16 protein-coding genes are annotated in these 16980 nt (G+C 53.2%); 2 read left to right on the forward strand and 14 right to left on the reverse strand.

What is annotated here, in order from left to right:
- Positions 1-7: 7 nt before the first annotated feature.
- From mrdB to leuS, 8 genes are all read right to left on the reverse strand, one after another.
- Entirely contained in the window at positions 8-1120 is a 1113-nt protein-coding gene (gene mrdB / locus AC791_RS08350; protein WP_049840008.1) for a peptidoglycan glycosyltransferase MrdB, read from the reverse strand.
- Between the two features lies 1 nt (position 1121).
- A complete protein-coding gene (mrdA, locus tag AC791_RS08355; RefSeq protein ID WP_049840009.1) occupies positions 1122-3023 on the reverse strand; it encodes a peptidoglycan DD-transpeptidase MrdA in 1902 nt (633 codons plus the stop codon).
- Between the two features lie 27 nt (positions 3024-3050).
- Positions 3051-3518: a 23S rRNA (pseudouridine(1915)-N(3))-methyltransferase RlmH gene (gene rlmH / locus AC791_RS08360; RefSeq protein WP_049840010.1), complete on the reverse strand. Its 468-nt coding sequence runs from the start codon at positions 3516-3518 to the stop codon at positions 3051-3053.
- A gap of 3 nt (positions 3519-3521) precedes the next feature.
- Positions 3522-3839, reverse strand: coding sequence for a ribosome silencing factor (gene rsfS, locus AC791_RS08365; RefSeq protein ID WP_049840011.1), 318 nt, complete (start codon positions 3837-3839; stop codon positions 3522-3524).
- 253 nt (positions 3840-4092) lie between these two features.
- On the reverse strand, positions 4093-4734 hold the full coding sequence (gene nadD / locus AC791_RS08370) for a nicotinate-nucleotide adenylyltransferase (protein ID WP_049840012.1): 642 nt from the start codon (positions 4732-4734) through the stop codon (positions 4093-4095).
- 1 nt (position 4735) lies between these two features.
- Positions 4736-5767, reverse strand: a complete 1032-nt coding sequence (holA, locus tag AC791_RS08375) for a DNA polymerase III subunit delta (RefSeq protein ID WP_049840013.1) — start codon at positions 5765-5767, stop codon at positions 4736-4738.
- Positions 5767-6345, reverse strand: a complete 579-nt coding sequence (gene lptE / locus AC791_RS08380; protein WP_049840014.1) for an LPS assembly lipoprotein LptE — start codon at positions 6343-6345, stop codon at positions 5767-5769. The genes holA and lptE overlap by 1 nt, the downstream gene beginning before the upstream one ends.
- A gap of 14 nt (positions 6346-6359) precedes the next feature.
- Positions 6360-8942: a leucine--tRNA ligase gene (gene leuS / locus AC791_RS08385; protein ID WP_049840015.1), complete on the reverse strand. Its 2583-nt coding sequence runs from the start codon at positions 8940-8942 to the stop codon at positions 6360-6362.
- Between the two features lie 225 nt (positions 8943-9167).
- Between leuS and AC791_RS08390 the strand changes: the two genes are divergently transcribed.
- Together AC791_RS08390 and AC791_RS08395 are read left to right on the forward strand one after the other, a co-directional pair.
- Complete coding sequence (locus AC791_RS08390; RefSeq protein ID WP_049841571.1) at positions 9168-9650, forward strand: zinc ribbon-containing protein; 483 nt, start codon at positions 9168-9170, stop codon at positions 9648-9650.
- A gap of 108 nt (positions 9651-9758) precedes the next feature.
- Entirely contained in the window at positions 9759-10715 is a 957-nt protein-coding gene (locus tag AC791_RS08395) for a hypothetical protein (protein ID WP_049840016.1), read from the forward strand.
- A gap of 78 nt (positions 10716-10793) precedes the next feature.
- On the opposite strand, the gene rihA is transcribed toward AC791_RS08395, so the two are convergent.
- From rihA to lnt, 6 genes are all read right to left on the reverse strand, one after another.
- Positions 10794-11729: a pyrimidine-specific ribonucleoside hydrolase RihA gene (gene rihA / locus AC791_RS08400; RefSeq protein ID WP_049840017.1), complete on the reverse strand. Its 936-nt coding sequence runs from the start codon at positions 11727-11729 to the stop codon at positions 10794-10796.
- Between the two features lie 117 nt (positions 11730-11846).
- A complete protein-coding gene (locus AC791_RS08405) occupies positions 11847-12572 on the reverse strand; it encodes an amino acid ABC transporter ATP-binding protein (RefSeq protein WP_049840018.1) in 726 nt (241 codons plus the stop codon).
- On the reverse strand, positions 12569-13246 hold the full coding sequence (gene gltK, locus AC791_RS08410; RefSeq protein ID WP_049840019.1) for a glutamate/aspartate ABC transporter permease GltK: 678 nt from the start codon (positions 13244-13246) through the stop codon (positions 12569-12571). Before gltK ends, AC791_RS08405 begins: the two co-directional genes overlap by 4 nt.
- On the reverse strand, positions 13246-13986 hold the full coding sequence (gltJ, locus tag AC791_RS08415; RefSeq protein ID WP_049840020.1) for a glutamate/aspartate ABC transporter permease GltJ: 741 nt from the start codon (positions 13984-13986) through the stop codon (positions 13246-13248). The genes gltK and gltJ overlap by 1 nt, the downstream gene beginning before the upstream one ends.
- A 162-nt stretch (positions 13987-14148) precedes the next feature.
- Positions 14149-15057: an amino acid ABC transporter substrate-binding protein gene (locus AC791_RS08420; protein WP_049840021.1), complete on the reverse strand. Its 909-nt coding sequence runs from the start codon at positions 15055-15057 to the stop codon at positions 14149-14151.
- A 379-nt stretch (positions 15058-15436) separates the two neighbouring features.
- Entirely contained in the window at positions 15437-16975 is a 1539-nt protein-coding gene (lnt, locus tag AC791_RS08425) for an apolipoprotein N-acyltransferase (RefSeq protein ID WP_049840022.1), read from the reverse strand.
- Between the last annotated feature and the right edge of the window lie 5 nt (positions 16976-16980).

Genomic DNA, 16980 nt, shown 5'->3' on the forward strand with positions numbered 1-16980 from the left:
TCACCCCTTAAACGCTTTTTGACAACATTTTTCTGTGAGTATGGATCGACATAACGATACCAAACCCGGCCATGAGTACGATCAGGGCTGATCCCCCGTAGCTGACCAGCGGCAGTGGAACCCCCACCACCGGTAAGATACCACTCACCATACCAATATTTACAAACACATAAACGAACAAAATCAGCATCAGTCCACCGGCCATCACCCGGCCAAACGTGGTTTGCGCCCGCGCAGCGATCCACAATCCACGCATGATCAGCAGCACGTAGAGCGCCAGCAGAACCAGAAAGCCTACCAGACCGAGTTCTTCTGCTAGTACCGCAAAGATAAAGTCGGTGTGGCGCTCGGGCAAGAATTCAAGCTGTGACTGCGTGCCGTGCAGCCATCCTTTGCCGCGCAGGCCGCCGGAACCGATGGCAATTTTCGACTGTATAATATGATAGCCTGCGCCGAGCGGATCGGTTTCCGGATCGAGCAACATCATTACGCGCTGGCGCTGGTAATCATGCATCAGAAAGAACCACAGAATAGGTATAAAGGCTGCCAGTAGCAGTACCGCAATCCCGATCAGTCGCCAGCTTAAACCGGAAAGGAACAGCACAAATAACCCTGAAAGCGCGATAAGAATAGACGTTCCGAGATCGGGCTGCGCCGCCACCAGCAGGGTAGGCATAAAAATCAGCACCAGCGCGATGGCGGTATTTTTCAGCGACGGCGGACACACGTCGCGGTTGATAAAGCGGGCAACCATCAGCGGCACGGCGATTTTAGCAATTTCCGACGGCTGAAAGCGCACAATACCCAGGTCCAGCCAGCGCTGTGCACCTTTAGAAATGGCACCAAATGCATCCACGGCAACCAGTAAAATGACGCAGAAGATATAGAGGTAGGGTGCCCAGCCTTCATAAACCCGGGGCGGTATTTGCGCCATGACCACCATCATCACCAGGCCCATAGCAATCTGACCGACCTTACGCTCCATCATGCCGATGTCCTGGCCGCTGGCGCTCCAGATAACCAGCGAGCTGTATACCAGCAGCGCCAGAATAATAAGCATCATTGTTGGATCGATATGGATTTTATCCCAGAACGACTTTTTATTTGGATTATCGGTCATGTTATTGGTCCTCCGCCGCCGTCGACGCCGGGTTTTCTGCAGGCAGTTCAGTGTTGTTATCACCGAGCATAATATGGTCGAGGATCTGGCGCATAATTGTTCCGACAGCCGGACCTGCGCCGCCGTTTTCCAGAATCATCGCCACCGCAACGCGTGGGTTATCATAAGGCGCAAAGGCGGTCATCAACTTATGGTCGCGCAGACGCTCGGCAATTTTATGCGCGTTATAGGTTTCATTGGCTTTCAGGCCAAAGACCTGAGCCGTACCGGATTTCGCGGCGACCTTATACGGCGCGTTCATAAAATATTTATGGCCGGTGCCGTTAGGGCGGTTAGCAACGCCGTACATCCCGTCTTTGGCAATTTCCCAGTAGCCGGAGTGAATATCGCCGACCGGCTGCTGCTGGGGCTGTACCCACGGCACCTGCTTACCGTCCTGCATCGTACTCATCAGGAAGTGGGGCACTTTTACTACGCCGTCGTTAATCAGGGTCATCATCGCTTTGTTCATCTGGATAGGCGTTGCCGTCCAGTAACCCTGGCCAATACCGACCGGAATGGTGTCACCCTGATACCAGGGCTTTTTAAAGCGTTTTTGCTTCCACTCGCGCGTTGGCATATTGCCGGAGCGTTCTTCAGCAAGATCGATACCGGTATAATGGCCATAGCCAAATTTCCCCATCCACTCGGACAGGCGGTCGATCCCCATATCGTAGGCGACCTGGTAGAAGAAGGTATCTGCCGATTCTTCCAGTGATTTCGTCACGTTCAGATGGCCGTGACCCCATTTTTTCCAGTCACGATAGCGTTTTTCTGAACCGGGGAGCTGCCACCATCCGGGATCGAACAGGCTGGTATTGCGGGTGATCACACCGGCGCTGAGCGCTGAGACTGCGACATACGGCTTCACCGTCGATGCAGGAGGGTAAACGCCCTGGGTAGCGCGGTTGACCAGCGGCGTATTCGGATCGTTAAGCAACGAAGAGTAATCTTTGCTCGAAATGCCGTCAACGAACAGGTTAGGGTTATAGCTCGGCATGGAAACCAGGGCCAGAATATCGCCGCTGCGCGGGTCCGTTACCACCACTGCCGCCCGGCTTCCCGCCAGCAGGGTTTCAATATAACTCTGAAGCTTGAGATCGATAGTCAGGTAAATATCGTGTCCGGCCTGCGGCGGAACCTCTTTTAACTGACGAATAACCCGGCCGCGGTTGTTAACTTCAACCTCTTCATAGCCGGTCTGACCGTGCAACACGTCTTCATAATAACGCTCAATACCCAGCTTACCGATGTCATGCGTGGCGGCGTAATTCGCCAGCTTGTCCTCTTTATCAAGCCGTTCAACGTCTTTATCATTGATTTTCGACACATAGCCGATAACGTGCGTTAAGGCAGAGCCGTAAGGATAATAGCGACGCTTATAGCCTTTAACTTCGACACCGGGAAAACGATACTGATTTACCGCAAAGCGGGCGACCTGTATTTCCGTCAGGTTAGTTTTTACCGGAATAGAGGTAAAACGGTGGGAGCGGCTGCGCTCTTTTTTGAAATTAGCGATGTCTTCATCGTTAAGATCGACCACGCCCCGTAACGCATCAAGCGTCTGTTGTACGTTATCCACCTTCTCCGGCATCATCTCAACCTGGTAAATCGTTCGGTTAAGTGCCAGCGGCGTACCATTGCGATCGTAAATAATGCCGCGGCTGGGAGCGATGGGCACCAGCTTAATGCGGTTTTCATTGGAACGGGTTTGATAATCGGTAAAACGATTAATTTGCAAATTATAGAGATTGGCAACCAGCACGCCGGAAAGCAGCAAAATCCCTGTGAAGGCGACCACCGCCCGGCGCACAAACAGCGCGGACTCAGCCGAATAGTCGCGAAAAGAATTCTGTAGTTTCATCCGCTGCTTAATCTACTCTGATCATCATTACTCGCGGTGATAGGGGTGGTTAGTGGTAATACTCCACGCCCGATAAAGGCTCTCAGCAACCAGTACCCGAACCAGAGGGTGGGGCATCGTCAGTGCGGAGAGGGACCAGCTTTGTTCCGCTGCGGCTTTACAGGCAGGGGAAAGCCCCTCAGGTCCACCAATCAACAGACTGACATCGCGACCGTCCTGCTTCCAGCGCTCAAGCTCTACGGCAAGCTGCGGCGTATCCCAGGGTTTACCGGGGATATCGAGAGTCACAATGCGATTCTTGCCCGCCGCGGCCAGCATCAGCTCGCCCTCTTTATCGAGAATACGTTTGATGTCCGCATTCTTACCACGTTTGCCGGCAGGAATTTCCACCAGTTCGAATGGCATATCTTTGGGAAAGCGACGCAGATACTCTGTGAATCCGGCCTGCACCCAGTCTGGCATTTTCGTGCCGACGGCCACCAGTTGCAGCTTCACGCATTAACTCCAGAGTTTTTCCAGTTCATACAGGCGACGGCTCTCTTCCTGCATGACGTGAACCATCACATCGCCTAAATCGACGACGATCCAGTCGGCAGAGTTTTCACCTTCTACACCAAGCGGCAGCATACCCGCAGCGCGAGATTCCTGCACAACGTGGTCGGCAATAGACATCACGTGACGGGTAGAAGTGCCGGTACAAATAATCATGCAATCCGTAATACTGGATTTACCTTTAACATCCAGAGCAAGGATGTCCTGACCTTTTAGGTCATCAATTTTGTCGATTACAAAATCCTGAAGTGCTTTACCCTGCAAGAGTTCCCCCTGGGGACGAGATGATTAACAATAATAAACAGCCTGCCAGTATACCTGAAACCCAGGCATGATCGGGATAAATGTCGCCGGGCAGGTTTTTGAAAGTGGGCTATCATCCCACCCCTTGCTCACGAATGCATCGCCATTTTTGTAAAACAATTTTCAAATGGGCTAAAGGGCGGGAAAAGTCTGGCGCGGAGAATAGCAGTCTGCCGTAGCGTGTCAATGGTCAGAGTGCCGGGTCAGGTGAAAATCACTGATAGAGGCCCTGCTGATGAATATAGTCCTCTACCGCCGCCGGCAGAAGATCGCGGCAGGATTGCTGGTTTGCCAGCCGCGCGCGAATGTCGGTGGAGGAGATGTTGTACCATGGCGTTTGCGCCAGGTAGATTTTTCCCGCCGGCAAACGATGCAGCGTCTGTGGATCGGACGCCAGGTGCTGCTCCAGCCAGGCCTGACGATCGGCGTCGGGCAACGTCGACGGGTAGCCGGGACGGCGGCAGACAATCAGGTGAGCGTTATCAAGAATGGTCGGGTAATCATGCCAGGTATGGAAGGTCAGCAGCGAATCCTGACCGATGATAAAGGCCAGCGGGGCCTCCGGGCCTTGCTCCTTACGCCACTCCTCCAGGGTTTGCGAGGTCCACGAAGGCGTATCGCGGCGAAGCTCCCGTTCATCAAGCGTAAAAAGCGGTTTGTCGGCAATCGCCAGCGCCAGCATTTTCGTGCGCTGAGCGGCGCTTGCCGCAGGCTGGGGGCGATGCGGCGGAACATTATTGGGCATCAAAATAGCGCGATCCAGGCCCACGAGAGTAGCCAGCGTTTCCACCGGTTTAAGATGCCCGAAGTGGACAGGATCGAACGTGCCGCCAAACAAGGCCTGTAATCGGGTCATATCACTCGTCGATGAAAATATCTGCCAGCGCCTTATGACAGAGTAGCAGAGAAAGGCTTTCAAGGCGGGTCCATACGGACTGACTGTAATCCTGCTTAAGCGTCAGCTCGGCATGACTGAGCAGGGTGACGGCCTGGCGAAGCTGATCTTCACTGAGGCGATTAAGCGCCTCCCCGACCATGGCACGTCGATTTTGCCAGACGCGGTATTTATCAAACAGCGAACGCAGCGGCGTATGCGTCATCTGCCGTTTCAGGTTGACCAGCATCAGCAGTTCACGTTGCAGAGTGCGCAGCAGAATAGCCGGTTCACTTCCCTCAAGCTGTAGCTGGTGCAGAATGTGCAGCGCGCGTTTACTTTTACCGGTTAGCAGGGCATCGACCCAGTGAAAAGGGGTAAAGTGGGCGGCATCATTGACCGCCTGCTCGACGCGGGGCAGTGTCAGTTTACCGTCGGGCCATAAAAGCGAGAGGCGCTCAAGTGCCTGTGACAGTGCCAGTAGATTGCCTTCATAGCAGTAGCAAAGCAGCTGGCTGGCAGCGTCGTCAATCTGTAAGTTATTCTGTTTAGCGCGGGCGGAAAGCCAGCGCGGAAGCTGTGCCTGTTCGGGTGTCTGGCAGATGACCAGCACTGCGCGATTAGCCAGCGCGGTGATCCACGACGCGTTTTCCTGCGCTTTGGTCAGTTTGTTGCCGCGAACTATCAGCAGTAAATCGTCATGCAGCAGGCTGACCAGCGTCGACAGCGGCTCGTTAAACGGCGCGCCAGGCCCGTTTTCCGGCAGCAACAGCGTCAGCGTCTGGCGGCTGGCAAACAGGCTCATCGCCTGACAAAGTGAGTAGAGGGCGTTCCAGTCGGTACTGGCATCAAGCGTCACGGTGTGATGCTCATCAAATCCGTGCGTTACCGCCACCTGACGAACCGCGTCCTGGCTTTCCTGCACCAGCAGCGGATCGTTTCCGAGGATCAGATACGCCGCGCGCAGCCCTTCAGAGAGCTGCGCGCGGAGTTGTTCAGGGTACAACCGAATCATCAGTTGCTCAGCGTCGTCGTTACGCGGCCTGACGTCGGGGTAACAGGTGCGGAAGTCGGAGTACTATTCTCTTCTTCATCTGCAACCTTAACGCTTGGCAGCTTACGGATCAGCTGTTCAGCGGCTTTGTCGTACATTTCATTGACGATCATCGTTTGCTCGGCGTCTTTTGCCAGCGCGCGCTGTGGGTTGTCAAAGAATGAACGATAGACCCGGGTATTGATTGGATAGATATCGTGGCCCGGGATCAGCATCGACGCGCTGACTTCCATTACCATTTGATACTCGGCCGTCTGACCGTTCTGGAATACCGACGCGGTATCCTGTGATACGGACGCCGCGCCCAGACGCAGGGACGGAATATCTTTCCGCGTTGTTTCTTTTTGATCCACAACGTCAATGCCGTTCAGACGAAGTTGATTACGTACCGCACGACTTAGCGGTCCGTTAGGATCGCTTGAGTCCAGAATCATCGTTTTCATTGTTGTCGGCACCTGCGTAGTGCTACGCAAATGCCAGCCACAACCGGCGGTGGCAAGCACCGCCAAAGATAACAACACAGTAACCAGATGTCGCACGCTTCCTCCCGCGTTTAACCCACAACCAGATTGAGCAGTTTACCCGGTACGTAAATCACTTTACGCACGGTAACGCCGTCAAGGTATTTTGCGACCAGAGGTTCCTGACCCGCACGTTCACGTACCTGTTCTTCGGTAGCCTCTACCGCAACAGTAATTTTACCACGTACTTTACCGTTCACCTGCACGACCACCAGCGTGGTGTTTTCGACCATCGCGTTGTCATCAGCAACCGGCCACGGCGCATGATCGATATCGCCTTTGCCTTTCAGCTCCTGCCACAAGGTAAAGCACATATGCGGGGTGAACGGATTGAGCATGCGCACAACGGCCAGCAGCGCTTCCTGCATTAATGCGCGATCCTGAGCATCTTCCAGCGGCGCTTTCGCCAGCTTGTTCATCAGCTCCATGATAGCGGCAATCGCGGTGTTAAAGGTCTGACGACGACCGATATCATCTGTTACTTTGGCAATCGTTTTGTGTACATCACGACGCAGGGACTGCTGATCGTCACTCAGGGCGTCAACGTTCAGCGCCTCAGCTGCACCTTTCGACGTATGTTCGAAGACCAGACGCCAGACACGTTTCAGGAAGCGGTTTGCCCCTTCTACACCGGACTCCTGCCATTCGAGGGTCATGTCGGCGGGAGAGGCAAACATCATGAACAGGCGAACGGTATCTGCGCCGTAGCGCTCGACCATTTCCTGCGGGTCGATACCGTTGTTTTTCGACTTGGACATTTTGCTCATGCCGGTATATACCAGCTCATGGCCCGCCGCATCGGACGCCTTCACGATCCGGCCTTTCTCGTCGCGCTCAACGATGGCATCTTTCGGCGACACCCAGTTACGTTCGCCGTTAGCGCCGACATAATAGAACGCGTCAGCCAGCACCATACCCTGACACAGCAGCTGTTTAGCCGGTTCGTCAGAGTTCACCATGCCCGCATCGCGCATCAGCTTATGGAAGAAGCGGAAGTAGAGCAGGTGCATGATAGCGTGCTCAATACCACCAATATAAATATCAACCGGCAGCCAGTAGTTAGCGGCTTCTGGATCCAACATGCCGTCGTTGTACTGCGGGCAGGTGTAGCGCGCATAGTACCAGGATGACTCCATAAAGGTGTCGAAAGTATCGGTTTCACGCAGCGCCGGCTGACCGTTAACGGTGGTTTTTGCCCACTCAGGATCGGCTTTAATCGGACTGGTGATGCCGTCCATGGCCACATCTTCTGGCAGCAGAACCGGCAGCTGATCTTCAGGCGTCGGCAGCACGGTGCCGTCTTCCAGGGTCACCATCGGGATCGGTGCTCCCCAGTAACGTTGACGCGAAACGCCCCAGTCACGCAGGCGATAGTTCACTTTACGAACGCCAACGCCTTTAGCGGCCAGCTTGTCGGCAATCGCATTGAACGCCTCTTCAAACGGCAGGCCGTCAAACTCGGCGGAGTTAAACAGCACGCCTTTTTCCGTTAACGCCCGCTCAGAGAGATCCGGGGCAGAACCGTCTGCCGCCAGGATAACCGGCTTGATGGTCAGACCGTATTTGGAGGCAAATTCATAGTCGCGCTGATCGTGGCCTGGAACGGCCATAACGGCACCGGTTCCGTACTCCATCAGTACAAAGTTAGCCGCCCAAACCGGCACTTCTTCACCGGTTAACGGATGAATCGCTTTAAAGCCGGTATCAACACCTTTTTTCTCCATGGTCGCCATATCGGCTTCGGCCACTTTGGTGTTGCGGCACTCCTCAATAAACGCTGCCAGCTCAGGATTATTGACCGCGGCTTTCTGCGCCAGCGGGTGGCCGGCGGCCACCGCCAGATAGGTCGCACCCATAAACGTATCCGGACGGGTGGTATACACGGTCAGAGTGTCGTCATAGCCGTTTACGTCAAAAGTGATTTCCACGCCTTCGGAACGACCAATCCAGTTACGCTGCATGGTTTTCACCGTGTCTGGCCACTGATCCAGGTTATCCAGATCGCGAAGCAGCTCGTCAGCGTACGCGGTGATTTTAATGAACCACTGCGGGATCTCTTTACGTTCAACTTTGCTGTCACAGCGCCAGCAGCAGCCGTCAATAACCTGTTCATTTGCCAGAACCGTCTGGTCGTTCGGACACCAGTTCACCGCAGAGGTTTTCTTATAGACCAGGCCTTTTTTATACAGCTCGGTGAAAAACTTCTGCTCCCAGCGATAGTATTCCGGCGTACAGGTCGCGATCTCGCGGCTCCAGTCATAGCCAAAACCCAGCGTTTTAAGCTGGTTTTTCATATAGGCGATATTTTCGTAAGTCCACGGGGCTGGCGCGGTATTATTTTTTACTGCCGCGCCCTCAGCAGGCAGACCAAACGCATCCCAGCCGATGGGCTGAAGCACGTTTTTGCCCAGCATACGCTGGTAGCGGGAGACAACGTCGCCGATAGTGTAGTTACGAACGTGGCCCATGTGTAGTCGGCCAGAAGGATAGGGAAGCATCGACAGGCAGTAATACTTCTCTTTACTTGCGTCTTCTGTCACTTCAAATGTGCGCTTCTCTTCCCAGTGAAGCTGTACTTTGGATTCTATCTCTTCCGGGCGATATTGCTCTTGCATGGCAGCCAGTAGTCCTGTTTTGCTCATAGCTACAAAGGTAGCCGTATGATGTGATAATTGAGATCCGCATAGCATAGCCCAAACGTCCGCGCCAAAACAGCCTTTCACACATGCCGTCGGCGTAAAAAGCTTGCAGGAATTTACAGAGTCTGTGAAAAGCCCAACACAGCGTTACGTAAATAAGGTCTATTATTAGAGGTAGTTAACGACCCAGGAGACGAAATGATGAACAAGGTTGCTCAATTTTATCGCGAGCTGGTAGCCACATTGACGGAACGACTGCGCAACGGCGATCGCGATATTGACGCGCTGGTCGAGCAGGCGCGTGTGCGGGTAACGCAAACCGGGGAGTTAACGCGAACCGAAATCGATGAGCTCATTAAAGCGGTGCGTCGCGATCTCGAGGAGTTCGCGATGAGCTACCATGAGAGTCAAAATGAGGTTACGGACAGCGTCTTCCTGCGGGTCATCAAGGAAAGCGTCTGGCAGCAACTGGCGGATATTACCGACAAAACCCAGCTGGAATGGCGGGAAATGTTCCAGGATCTTAATCATCACGGTGTGTACCACAGCGGCGAGGTGGTGGGGCTGGGTAATCTGGTATGTGAAAAATGTCATTTCCAGCTGGCGGTCTATACCCCGGACGTGTTGCCGTTATGCCCGGAGTGCGGACACGATCAGTTCCAGAGACAGCCATTCGAGCCGTAATAGCGTCATAGCGCCAGCGCAGTAAGCCCTTTATACTGTCCCGCGCGCGAATACCCTCAGAGATGATTTATCGCGTATGGCTAATCAACTCGACAGGGATTAAACATCATGAACAAACGTCGTATCTCTTTTAACCGCCACGTGTTGGCGGTTTTACTTTCCTTTGGGCCTCTCTTTGCTCACGCCGATCTAAATTTAACCGTGTCCGATGAACAGCAAATTAATGTTCTGGTTGATCGCTGGAATAATGTGCTGAACCGGGTGCAAGGTGCCCAGCCGCAGTCTCTTTATGCAGACCAGGTCGACTGGTTTGGTAAGGTGCTGCCTGCACAGCAGGTTATTGCCAGCGATCGGGAATTTCTGGCAAAAAATAAAGATTATCGGCAGAGTATCGTCAGTACGCTGAATATTCAGCCGACAGGTGAGAATGATGACCGCGTTCTCGTGCGCTTTGTTAAGCGTGCCGGAGTAGATACTGATAACGAAAAAAATTATCCAGCAGAGTTACAACTGCAAAAAAAGGCCGCAGGCTGGCGTATTGTCAGCGAAACAGATGCAATTACCCGCCGTAATCAACATAAAAATGACGAGACGGGCGTTGCCAAAGGAAAGTTTGACGGCACGCATATCAGCTATGCCTGGATGAGTGATGCCAATCCGCGTACCGGCAGCGCGTGTACTCCGGACAGCGATTGTGACTGCACACTGTGGAACAGCGATCCCCACATTAAGCCGGTTAACATATCGCAATGCCTGGCGGGAGCAATAGAGACGCTTGCGGGCCTGGATGACAGCGGTCGCGACCGGGCTGTCGTGTTCCCGGAGTGGTGGACTAGCGCCATGCGCGTGGTGTATGTCTATGACATCCAGCAAAATCAGTGGATCAAGACTCTCCCCGGTTTCTCTATGAATATTAATTTACAGGAAACCGCGACAGCAGCCGATCTGGTAAAACGCGATCCTCAACAGCCCGGTCACGTGAACGTCACTCAGGCGATATATGACGAAGTAAAAGAAGAGCCAGCAACGCAAGTCATCAATCAGACATTATTAACGCTAAAGTAATACCATGTTTTACCTGCACCCGATTATTCAATAGCGCTGAGTAATCGGGAGCCGTTTTCTTATTCTGTATTATGTTATTCAGGCGTAATAATTCAAGCGTTCCGCCAGCAAATTAACAAACGCCTCGCGATCAATATCTACCATCACCTGCGCATTCGGTTTATTACCGGTCAGGAAATAATAATCCACTACCGTCATACCCTGAGTATATTTCCCCTGCGTTTCAACCCCGACCCAGCGTTCCAGAGTGGTAAAGATTTCTGGTTTGAGCAGCCAGGCAATGGTACAGGGATCGTGCAGTGGTGCGCCGGTAAAACCCCATTTTTCGTCTTTATGATAGCGCAGGAAGAAATCAAGCAACTCAGCGACAACGGTAGAAACCGGATTGCCAATCGCACGAAAGCGTTCGATATCAGCCTCATGAATTTGCGCTTTGTGAGTAACGTCCAGACCGGCCATCACCACGGGAATACCGGACTGAAAGACTATCCCGGCGGCTTCAGGATCGACGTAAATATTAAACTCGGCAGCAGGCGTCCAGTTACCCAGCGACATGGACCCCCCCATAATCACAATACGGTCGATTTTAGAGTGTAACTGAGGATAGCCGTTAAGCAGTAGGGCGACATTGGTCTGTGGACCGGTGGCGACGAGCGTCACAGGGATTTCGCTCTCACGGAGTATTTTTGCCATCAGTTCCACCGCCGTACAGTCCTGTGGTGCAAAGGTCGGTTCAGGCAGTTTAGGACCGTCCAGACCGCTTTCACCGTGGACGTTATCAGCAATGATCAGATCGCGCATCAGCGGTTTAGCAGCGCCGCCGGCAACCGGAATATCCGTACGGTCTGCCAGTGTCAGCATCCGCAGGACATTGCGTAATGTTTTATCGGGCGTCTGATTGCCGGCAGAAGAGGTAATGGCTTTTACCTCCAGTTCAGGCGATGCGAGGGCGAGGACAATCGCGATGGCGTCGTCGTGACCCGGATCGCAATCAATAATGATGGGATGGCGCATTTCATTTTCCTTATGCACATAAGTGGGTGACAAGGTTAACGTTATGTGGCCCTGTAAACGAGAATCAGCGAGAAAAAGCGTGATGCGGCGCGCATACTATGATGCGCGCCGAAAAGATTAATGCAGAATTTTGGCGAGGAAATCTTTTGCCCGATCGGATTGCGGATTGGCAAAGAAGTCTTCTTTTGCCGAATCTTCAACAATTTTGCCTTCATCCATAAAAATAACCCGATGCGCCACTTTACGTGCAAACCCCATCTCGTGGGTTACTACCATCATGGTCATGCCTTCGTTGGCCAGCTCGACCATGACATCCAGCACTTCATTAATCATCTCCGGATCCAGTGCCGAAGTTGGCTCGTCAAACAGCATGGCGACAGGATCCATGCACAGCGCGCGGGCAATCGCGACACGCTGCTGCTGACCGCCGGAAAGCTGAGCCGGGAATTTATTGGCGTGGGCAGAAAGACCAACACGTTCCAGCAATTTTAGCCCTTTTTCGCGTGCGGCGGCTTTATTACGCTTAAGCACTTTTACCTGCGCCAAAGTCAGGTTTTCAATAATCGACAGATGCGGGAATAGCTCAAAATGCTGGAAAACCATCCCTACGTGCGAGCGTAGCTCGGCAAGGTTGGTTTTCTTATCATTCACTTTGGTACCGTTAACGGTAATATCGCCTTTCTGTACTGGCTCCAGGCCGTTAACCGTTTTAATCAGCGTCGATTTACCGGAACCTGAAGGGCCGCACACCACGACCACTTCCCCTTTTTTCACCTCAGTTGAGCAGTCGGTCAGCACCTGAAAGTGACCATACCATTTAGAAACATTTTTCAGGGAAATCATGATACTGTCCTTTTCTTCAAATAGCTGACCAGCAACGAAGCACTCAGGCTGATAACAAAATAGACCAAACCGGCAAACAGGATCATTTCGACCTGCGTACCGTCACGCTCACCGATAGTAGACGCGGTGCGGAAGAAGTCCGCGAGGCTTAATACGTAAACCAGCGATGTATCCTGAAACAACACGATGCCCTGAGTCAGCAGCAGCGGCACCATGGCACGAAACGCCTGCGGCAAAATAATCAGCTTCATCGACTGCCAGTGAGTCATCCCCAGCGCCAGCGCGGCACTCGACTGACCGCGAGAAATGCTCTGGATCCCGGCGCGGATGATTTCGGAGTAGTAGGCCGCTTCAAACATCGAAAAGGCGACCATGGCGGAGATCAGTCGAATATCGGCTTTAGGCGACAGCCCCAGCACATTTTGCAGAAAGCCCGGCACAATCAGGTAAAACCATAACAGCACCATTACCAGCGGAATAGAACGAAATACGTTGACGTATGCTTTAGCAAACCAGGCTATCGGAGCAAAGCTTGACAAGCGCATCACCGCCAGCAGGGTGCCCCAGACAATCCCGATGACCACGGCAGTCACCGTGATTTTCAGAGTGATCACCAGCCCGGCCATCAGATACGGCAGGGAGGGGATAATAGAACTCCAGTCAAATTCGTACATTATTTGCCTCCCAGGTTGCCAGGCAGGCGGATTTTACGTTCCACCAGACTCATCACCAGCATGATGAAGGCATTGATTAAGACATAGGCAAGGGTGATAGCCGTAAACGATTCCCAGGCATGTGCGGAGTAATCCAGCAATTTACCCGCCTGAGCCGCCATATCAACCAGCCCAATGGTCGATGCGATGGCGGAGTTTTTCACCAGATTCATCATTTCCGACGTCATTGGCGGAACGATCACCCGGTAAGCGTTAGGCAGCAGCACATAGCGATAGGCCTGCGGCAGGGTCAGCCCCATTGCCAGCGCCGCATTTTTCTGCCCGCGCGGCAGCGACTGAATTGCTGCCCGCACCTGCTCGCAGACGCGCGCGGCGGTGAACAGACCAAGGCAAATCATGGAAGAGAGGAAGAATTGAATGTTGGGGTCCAGTTCGGCTTTAAACCACATGCCGATATCTTCGGGCAGCAGTTCCGGAATAACCAGATACCATGTAAAAAACTGTACGATCAGCGGAACGTTACGAAACAGTTCGACGTACAGGGTGCCGATGGCGGAGAGAAAACGGTTGGGTACGGTGCGCAAAATGCCAAACAGCGAACCGACTAAAAAGGCAATGATCCAGGCGGTAATCGATAACGCAACGGTGACCTGGAAGCCGTTCCACAGCCAGCCCAGATACGTCGTGTTACCGAAAGGGGCCTGCTGTAAAAAAATACCCCAGTTCCAGTCTATGGACATACATCTACTCCAGAAAAAAAGGGTAGCAGCGCTACCCTCGAAGATCGGTGAACAGCGTACTGCGGTTTTCGCGTCAGGTGGGGAACGACCCCCCGACGTATAGTCTGTCCATGCTGTTCAGCAATCGAGAGGGCAGGCAATCCTGCCCCTGGTTCTTTTTAATTAGTTTAACGCTTTGTCATTCGGCTCTTTGAACAGGGCTTTCATCTCGTCAGAGAGGGCAAAGTTCATATTCAGGTTTTTCGGTGGGATAGGATTTTTAAACCATTTATCAAACCATTTTTCGGCTTCGCCTGAAGTCTGCGCCTGGGCAATGGTGTCATCCATCAGCTTTTTAAATTGCGCATCGTCTTTACGCAGCATACAGCCGTAGGCTTCCTGAGATTGCGGTTTGCCAACGATTTCCCAGTTGTCCGGTTTTTTGGCTTTGGCACGTTCGCCCGCCAGCAGGGCATCATCCATCATAAAGGCCACGGCGCGACCGCTTTCCAGGGTACGGAAGGAGTCACCGTGATCTTTGGCGCTGATGATGCGCATATCCATTTTCTGTTCTTCGTTGAGCTTATGCAGCAGCACTTCTGAGGTGGTGCCTGAGGTAACCACAACCGCTTTACCTTTCAGGTCTGCAAAATCTTTAACATTGCCGCCTTTTTTAGCCAACAGACGGGTGCCGACGACAAAGATAGTATCGGAGAAGGCAGCCTGTTTCTGCCGCTCAAGGTTATTAGTGGTAGAGCCGCATTCAAAATCGAAGGTGCCATTTTGCAGCAGCGGAATACGGTTCTGGGAGGTGATAGGGATAAGCTTCACTTGTAGATCTGGTTTGTTAAGCTTTTTCTTGACCGCTTCAACAATGGCATTTGAGTAATCCTGAGAATAACCGACCACTTTCTGCTGGTTATCATAGTAGGAGAACGGGACGGAAGATTCACGATGGCCAACAACGATAACGCCGTTTTTAGCGATTTTATCCAGCGTACTGCCCGCCGCCGGCGCGGCATCCTCTGCGTGGACCACGCCCGCTGAGACGCCCATTACCAGCATTGCCGTGGCCAGTTTACGTAATTGCATATCCAACTCCTTTTTATCGTCAGCGCCGGGACGCTATTGATACCCATTGTGAGTGTTGTGTTGTCCTGCAACTTAAGCGTGCAGTGTTATGGCTATTTGTTAACATTTAGTCTGGCTTAATGTAAAGATTTTGCTGCGATATTGTTTATTTTTGCGAAGTACTCCGCACCATTTGGAGGCAAAAATAGGGGCTTGCACGTTCAGGGTGCTACCGGTGCGCTAAACTAGTGCGACCGGGTTATACCTGACGACCTTTTTGCAGCCAGCCTGAGATATTAAGCAAAGGATGTGCCAGAAGTGGCGGAGAATGTGTAATGCAGGGGCAGACGTTACAGGCCCGGCAACCATAAGCCGCCGGGCATTGCAGGCAGAAAGTCGATTATGTACGACGCTGGCGCAAACTCATCACCAGTGCGCCAAAACCAAACAGCGCGGTAAGGACCCACAGCGGCCAGTGACCGGTCCGTGCGTAAGGCGTCAGGCCGGTGGTGGGCGTGACGCTGGCGGTCAACACCTGGCGGCTAAACTGCGGGATCATTGCCTGAACGTTGCCGTCCGCGCCAATCACCGCCGTAATCCCATTGTTGGTACTGCGTAACAACGGACGGGCCAGTTCCAGCGCACGCATCCGCGCCATCTGGAAATGCTGCCACGGGCCGATTGATTTACCGAACCACGCATCATTGGAGATGGTCAGCAGGAAATCATTCTGTGCACGGAAGTTATCCCGCACCTGCTCACCGAGAATAATTTCATAGCAGATGGCGGCCGTCAGTTTATAGCCATTCACTGACAGCGGCGGCTGAACATAGGGGCCACGGCTGAAAGAGGACATCGGCAGATCGAAGAACGGTGCCAGCGGACGCAGGATCGTTTCCAGCGGCACAAACTCGCCAAACGGCACCAGATGATTTTTATTGTAGCGATCGGCAGAGTTGTAGCTGTACGGCGAGCCTTTACCCAGGGTGATGATAGTGTTGTAGGTATCGTAGCGATTCTGCTGATTCAGTCGGGCATCGACAATGCCGGTAATCAGCGAACTGCCCGCCTGACGCAGCATTCCGTCCATTTCACCCAATAAAGGCTGCTGATTGATTTCCAGATCGGTAATGGCCGACTCCGGCCAGATAATCAGCGAAGACTTGCCCATCAGCGGTTTTGTCGCATCGATATACACCTTTAAGGTGTCGGCAAGCTGACCTTCGTCCCATTTTAGCGACTGTGGAATATTGCCCTGAACCATTGAGATTTGGGTCGTCTTTTCCGGCTCAGGCTGATACCACTGGAGATAACGCAGCGGGATGGGAAGGGCAAACAGTACGAGCGCGGCGACCAGCGGTTGCCAGCGGCGGGTGGCGATGGCCAGCACCAGAAGACCACTGACCACCATCAGCAGGAAGTTGATGGCCTCCACACCCATGACGGGGGCCATGCCTTTTAGCGGCCCGTCAATCTGGCTGTAGCCAAACTGTAGCCACGGGAAACCGGTCAGTACCCAGCCGCGTAAGAACTCGCTGATCTGCCACACGGCAGGCGCGGCAATAGCGACGCGGACCCAGTGCGTTCGGGGCCACAGGCGCGCAAGAAGGCCGGCAAAAAGGCCGGTGTAAAGAGACATGTAGGCGGCGAGCAATACCACCAGGAAGACATTTACCGGGCCAGGCATGCCACCGAACTGCGCAATACTGACATACACCCAGTTAATGCCGGTGCCGAACAGGCCAAAGCCCCAGGCAAACCCGATTGCCGCCGCCTGTAGCGGGCGGCGATTAAGCGTCAGACCCTGAAGCCCCATCAGCGAAATTAACGCGGCGGGCCAGATGTCATAAGGAGAAAAAGCCAGCGTTCCGCTGGCTCCCAAAAGTAGCGCCAGCAGCAGACGTACGCGCTGGCGTTCAAACAATGAAGCAAATGCCATTTACA

The sequence above is a fragment of the Klebsiella sp. RIT-PI-d genome, assembly GCF_001187865.1.
Lineage (GTDB): Bacteria > Pseudomonadota > Gammaproteobacteria > Enterobacterales > Enterobacteriaceae > Superficieibacter.

Excerpts from the sequence above, each read along its gene's own strand:
- AC791_RS08395 (WP_049840016.1), top strand. The coding sequence starts at position 9,759 with ATGAACAAACGTCGTATCTCTTTTAACCGCCACGTGTTGGCGGTTTTA.
- gltK (WP_049840019.1), bottom strand. The coding sequence starts at position 13,246 with ATGTACGAATTTGACTGGAGTTCTATTATCCCCTCCCTGCCGTATCTG.
- mrdB (WP_049840008.1), bottom strand. The coding sequence starts at position 1,120 with ATGACCGATAATCCAAATAAAAAGTCGTTCTGGGATAAAATCCATATC.
- mrdA (WP_049840009.1), bottom strand. The coding sequence starts at position 3,023 with ATGAAACTACAGAATTCTTTTCGCGACTATTCGGCTGAGTCCGCGCTG.
- holA (WP_049840013.1), bottom strand. The coding sequence starts at position 5,767 with ATGATTCGGTTGTACCCTGAACAACTCCGCGCGCAGCTCTCTGAAGGG.
- lnt (WP_049840022.1), bottom strand. The coding sequence starts at position 16,975 with ATGGCATTTGCTTCATTGTTTGAACGCCAGCGCGTACGTCTGCTGCTG.
- nadD (WP_049840012.1), bottom strand. The coding sequence starts at position 4,734 with ATGACCCGATTACAGGCCTTGTTTGGCGGCACGTTCGATCCTGTCCAC.
- AC791_RS08390 (WP_049841571.1), top strand. The coding sequence starts at position 9,168 with ATGAACAAGGTTGCTCAATTTTATCGCGAGCTGGTAGCCACATTGACG.
- gltJ (WP_049840020.1), bottom strand. The coding sequence starts at position 13,986 with ATGTCCATAGACTGGAACTGGGGTATTTTTTTACAGCAGGCCCCTTTC.
- AC791_RS08420 (WP_049840021.1), bottom strand. The coding sequence starts at position 15,057 with ATGCAATTACGTAAACTGGCCACGGCAATGCTGGTAATGGGCGTCTCA.
- rihA (WP_049840017.1), bottom strand. The coding sequence starts at position 11,729 with ATGCGCCATCCCATCATTATTGATTGCGATCCGGGTCACGACGACGCC.
- AC791_RS08405 (WP_049840018.1), bottom strand. The coding sequence starts at position 12,572 with ATGATTTCCCTGAAAAATGTTTCTAAATGGTATGGTCACTTTCAGGTG.
- leuS (WP_049840015.1), bottom strand. The coding sequence starts at position 8,942 with ATGCAAGAGCAATATCGCCCGGAAGAGATAGAATCCAAAGTACAGCTT.